Origin of the sequence: Cupriavidus sp. CuC1 (assembly GCF_044627735.1) — a bacterium.
Lineage (GTDB): Bacteria > Pseudomonadota > Gammaproteobacteria > Burkholderiales > Burkholderiaceae > Cupriavidus > Cupriavidus ulmosensis.
On sequence record NZ_JBIUHC010000323.1, the window covers coordinates 1 to 3,347 of the forward strand.

Genomic DNA, 3,347 nt, shown 5'->3' on the forward strand with positions numbered 1-3,347 from the left:
CATGTCAAGCATTTTTCGATTTCTTGAATCCGTTTCCAACCCGCTCGTTGAGCGGGCCTGAATGTCTAAAGTTGAGTTGTTGGATTTACCTCGCAAATATTCCAGTAGTCTCTAGTACACCAGGGGGTGAGCCTGCGATGGGCCTGGCAAGTCCGGGACTCGGTGGCGCCCCCAAGTCTTGTACATCCAACCAAAGGGGGGTGTTGGATGTGTCCCCGGCGGTCGATAACAAATTCGGTATCCGGATTTCCGTGGCCGCTTCCAAGCGCGCGGAAATCTTTTGCTTCATGACCCGCGACTAGTAGGAGAAATCTTAGTGAAAAAAGCGACCGCAATCCCTCTGGTAGGGGCAACGGTGTTGCTCGCCATGCTCGGCGGGTGCGCCACGGAGACATCGACCGCCCTGCCGGTGCAGAAGGTGGAGAGCGCCAGCCGTCCCTATGCCGGCGTGCGGACCCCGATCGCCGTTGGCAAGTTCGATAACCGTTCGAGCTATATGCGAGGCGTGTTCTCCGATGGTGTCGACCGGCTGGGCGGCCAGGCCAAGACCGTGCTGATCACGCATTTGCAGCAGACCAACCGCTTCAACGTGCTTGATCGCGACAACATGGAAGAGATCAAGCGCGAAGCCGCGATCAAGAGCCAGGCACAGCGCCTGAAGGGCGCCGACTACGTCGTCACCGGCGACGTGACCGAATTCGGGCGCAAGGAAGTTGGCGACCAGCAACTCTTTGGCATTCTCGGCCGAGGCAAGTCGCAGGTCGCCTACGCCAAGGTCGCGCTCAACGTGGTCAACATCGCCACCTCCGAGGTCGTCTTCTCCGCCCAGGGCGCTGGCGAGTACGCGCTGTCCACGCGGGAGGTCGTCGGCTTTGGCGGCACGTCTAGCTACGACTCCACGCTCAACGGCAAGGTGCTCGACCTGGCCATGCGCGAGGCCGTCACCAGCCTGATCACCGGCATCGAAAGCGGCGCGTGGAAGCCGGGCAATCCGTAATTCGGGTTTGTTGAAGAGGAGAAGAAGTGAAAAAGCAAAAGATGTATCGGCCATGGCGCCCAGCTGCGCTGGCCTTGACGGGAACCATTCTGCTGGCGGGCTGCACGGCACCCAAGACCCTGTATCAGTGGGAAAGCTACCAGCCGCAGGTCTATGAGTACTTCAAGGGTGAGCCGAAGCAGGCGCAGATCGAAGCGCTCGAGCGCGACATGCAGAAAATCACGGCCGCAGGCGCTACGCCGCCACCGGGCTACCACGCCCACCTGGGCTTGCTGTATGCCGGCATCGGCAAGGACGACCAGATGGCGCAGGAATTCCAGACCGAGAAGACCTTGTTCCCCGAGTCGGCAGCTTACGTCGATTTTCTGATGAAGAACGTAAAGCGGGGAGAGGAAAAGAAATGATGTCTCTATTCAAACGGCTATTCGCCGCCGCGGCCGTCGCTGTGCTTGCAGCCGGCTGCGCTGCGCCCCGGCAGAACGTCGACTACAGCGCCTTCAAGGAAAGCCGCCCGCGCTCGATCGTGGTACTGCCGCCCCTGAATGAATCGCCCGATGTGAAGGCGACCTACAGCATGCTGTCCCAGGTCACCTATCCCCTCGCCGAATCCGGCTACTACGTGCTGCCCGTCACGCTCGTGGACGAGACGTTCAAGCAGAACGGCATGACCACCGCCGGCGACATCCACCAGGTCCCGCCGGCCAAGCTGCGCGAGATCTTCGGCGCCGACGCTGCGCTCTATATCACCGTATCGAAGTACGGCACGTCATACATGGTCATCAGCAGTGCGACCGTCGTCACCGCCAGCGCCAGGCTGGTCGACCTGAAGACCGGGGCCACCCTGTGGAGCGGCAGCGCATCGGCCTCCAACAACGAAGGCAACAACAATGCCGGCGGCGGGCTGATCGGCGCGCTGATCACGGCAGCGGTCAAGCAGGTGCTGAACAGTGTCACCGAAGCCGGCCATCCCGTGGCGGGCGTGACAAGCGCGCGGCTGTTGTCGGCCGGGCGTCCGGGCAGCATCTTGTATGGGCCTAGGAATCCGAGGTACGGGACGGATTGAGGGTGTTGGTGCTTGCGAGAGCGGTTGGCGTGAGCTGCCGCTTTTATCCGGGAAGCCCCGCGGGTTGATGGCCCGGCGGGGCCTTTTGTTGGGTGGGTGGTGCGGCGACGGCGCCTATCGCTGCAGTACTAGAGCTTGACTTGTTCGAACTGCCCTTTGCCTGAGAAGTTGAAGGGAAGCCTGAAGGCGGCACCGCCTTTGATACCTTCAGATTGCTCGATGATCCGTGGCCACCACCGCACCAGATTGTGCGCAATGTCCCAGAACCTATGGTTTGACCAGCTTTTGTCGAGAAAGAAGACAATCAGCCCCGCACGGCGCAATGCCTCTCGCTCGAGGCCCTTGTTCAGCTTGTCGTGCGTGATGACCGCCCATCCACCTTCTTGCGAGAGAGCGTCGATCCAGGCTGCATCCGTTGTGTCTTGTGGGAAGCGGTCTCGCAAAGGAGCAACGGAGTGCCCTTATGGTTCGGAAAGCGAGTGGAGAGCCCGTGCCAGCGCCGGAGAGAGATTGTTGTCAGCGAAGAATTTCACGCTACCAGGCGTTCTTCAAAGGCGACTGCTGCCTCCACCGAGGCAACAGGCACTTCATACAACCTGGCAACAAGCTGCTTGTCGCCTTCAGCCTGGAATGCCTCGGCGAGGATCGAAGTTCTGATGGCGCCATCGGTGACAATGGGCTTGCCGAAGGCGATTTCAGGATCCAATAGCACGGCTTTGCTGCGCAGCGTCGGGTACCAGCGTGCAGCGGCATCGTCCGCACCGAATTCGATGCCACGATACAAAGAGGGCTCGATGATCTTCTGAAACGCGTACTGGCTTTTCACCAAGTCCAGCAGCTCAGTCTCACCAGATTCCTGCATGGTCGACGCGAAGATCGTGCGGCCGTCCGTCTGAAACCGACGGGAGGTAAAGGGATGCGGCGGGGCAAAAAGCTCGCGTGCCTTGCGGCTGGCCAAGCGAATCGTTTGCAGGCTGACGCCGTGCTGGCGAAACGCTCGGACGAATCGGGCTTCCAGCAAATCATGAAAACTGATGCCATCCACGTCCGCTTCCGCCAGTTCGGACTCCCAAAGTGGAGCAACCGGAACCGCACGCCGGGTCGTCTTGTCCCGATATGCATAGCCGTCTAGCCAGCGCCGCAGGTCGCGCACGGGGATGCCGGTGAGCCTCGCAGCTTCATGGAAGGTGTAAAGGCCAATGCCAGTCAACTTCATCAGTTCGCGCGGGAAACATCGGCCTTCAGGCCGGTGAGGGATAGCGCGCGACGCGAAGCGTCGCCCCTGTG

General features: G+C 60.8%; 4 protein-coding genes and 1 pseudogene. 3 read left to right on the forward strand and 2 right to left on the reverse strand.

What is annotated here, in order from left to right:
* Positions 1-367: 367 nt before the first annotated feature.
* Genes ACGLHR_RS51095 through ACGLHR_RS51105 form a run of 3 tightly spaced genes read left to right on the forward strand, consistent with a single transcriptional unit; the run spans position 368 to position 2,060 of the window.
* Complete coding sequence (locus tag ACGLHR_RS51095; RefSeq protein ID WP_318235852.1) at positions 368-997, forward strand: CsgG/HfaB family protein; 630 nt, start codon at positions 368-370, stop codon at positions 995-997.
* Between the two features lie 41 nt (positions 998-1,038).
* Entirely contained in the window at positions 1,039-1,401 is a 363-nt protein-coding gene (locus ACGLHR_RS51100) for a DUF4810 domain-containing protein (RefSeq protein ID WP_267606561.1), read from the forward strand.
* Positions 1,398-2,060, forward strand: coding sequence for a DUF799 domain-containing protein (locus ACGLHR_RS51105; protein WP_267605134.1), 663 nt, complete (start codon positions 1,398-1,400; stop codon positions 2,058-2,060). The genes ACGLHR_RS51100 and ACGLHR_RS51105 overlap by 4 nt, the downstream gene beginning before the upstream one ends.
* A gap of 128 nt (positions 2,061-2,188) precedes the next feature.
* On the opposite strand, the pseudogene ACGLHR_RS51110 reads toward ACGLHR_RS51105, so the two are convergent.
* Positions 2,189-2,509: pseudogene (locus ACGLHR_RS51110) on the reverse strand (hypothetical protein); the annotation flags it as partial.
* An 80-nt stretch (positions 2,510-2,589) separates the two neighbouring features.
* The coding region (locus ACGLHR_RS51115; protein ID WP_400103685.1) for a hypothetical protein at positions 2,590-3,347 on the reverse strand (758 nt) is incomplete at its 5' end.

Excerpts from the sequence above, each read along its gene's own strand:
- ACGLHR_RS51095 (WP_318235852.1), top strand. The coding sequence starts at position 368 with ATGCTCGGCGGGTGCGCCACGGAGACATCGACCGCCCTGCCGGTGCAG.
- ACGLHR_RS51100 (WP_267606561.1), top strand. The coding sequence starts at position 1,039 with ATGTATCGGCCATGGCGCCCAGCTGCGCTGGCCTTGACGGGAACCATT.
- ACGLHR_RS51105 (WP_267605134.1), top strand. The coding sequence starts at position 1,398 with ATGATGTCTCTATTCAAACGGCTATTCGCCGCCGCGGCCGTCGCTGTG.